This window comes from Microbacterium alkaliflavum (genome assembly GCF_044325405.1).
Classification (GTDB): Bacteria; Actinomycetota; Actinomycetes; order Actinomycetales; family Microbacteriaceae; genus Microbacterium; species Microbacterium alkaliflavum.
Window position 1 is genome coordinate 1 of the sequence record NZ_JBIQWL010000032.1, and the last position, 950, is coordinate 950.

A 950-nucleotide genomic window follows, 5' to 3' on the forward strand; every position below is an offset into this window, starting at 1 on the left:
ATAGTGAAGTTGCCCAGTGGGGCTGGTCGTGAGGCTGGTTTGCTGGAGCATCCGATCCTTGAGAACTCAACAGCGTGCACTTGTCAAATGCCAAATAACCTCGTCCCAGCTTTGGCTGGGTGAGATTCCTTTGGATCAATTTTTGGATAAGTCAGCAATGACATCCATTTTTGGTCAGTTTCAAACTCGCTGCTTCGGTCTTTTTCCGGCTGATCGCAGCAAATTTTCTTTACGGAGAGTTTGATCCTGGCTCAGGATGAACGCTGGCGGCGTGCTTAACACATGCAAGTCGAACGGTGAAGGAGAGCTTGCTCTCTGGATCAGTGGCGAACGGGTGAGTAACACGTGAGCAATCTGCCCCTGACTCTGGGATAAGCGCTGGAAACGGCGTCTAATACCGGATATGAGCTGCGAAGGCATCTTCAGCAGTTGGAAAGAATTTCGGTCAGGGATGAGCTCGCGGCCTATCAGCTAGTTGGTGAGGTAATGGCTCACCAAGGCGTCGACGGGTAGCCGGCCTGAGAGGGTGACCGGCCACACTGGGACTGAGACACGGCCCAGACTCCTACGGGAGGCAGCAGTGGGGAATATTGCACAATGGGCGAAAGCCTGATGCAGCAACGCCGCGTGAGGGACGACGGCCTTCGGGTTGTAAACCTCTTTTAGCAGGGAAGAAGCGAAAGTGACGGTACCTGCAGAAAAAGCACCGGCTAACTACGTGCCAGCAGCCGCGGTAATACGTAGGGTGCAAGCGTTATCCGGAATTATTGGGCGTAAAGAGCTCGTAGGCGGTTTGTCGCGTCTGCTGTGAAAACCCGAGGCTCAACCTCGGGCCTGCAGTGGGTACGGGCAGACTAGAGTGCGGTAGGGGAGATTGGAATTCCTGGTGTAGCGGTGGAATGCGCAGATATCAGGAGGAACACCGATGGCGAAGGCAGATCTCTGGGCCG

Annotated in this window: 1 rRNA gene; it reads left to right on the top strand. The window is 54.7% G+C overall.

Features of this window, described 5'->3' with window-relative positions:
• Positions 1-228: 228 nt before the first annotated feature.
• Positions 229-950, top strand: a 16S ribosomal RNA gene (locus ACH3VR_RS23325); the annotation flags it as partial.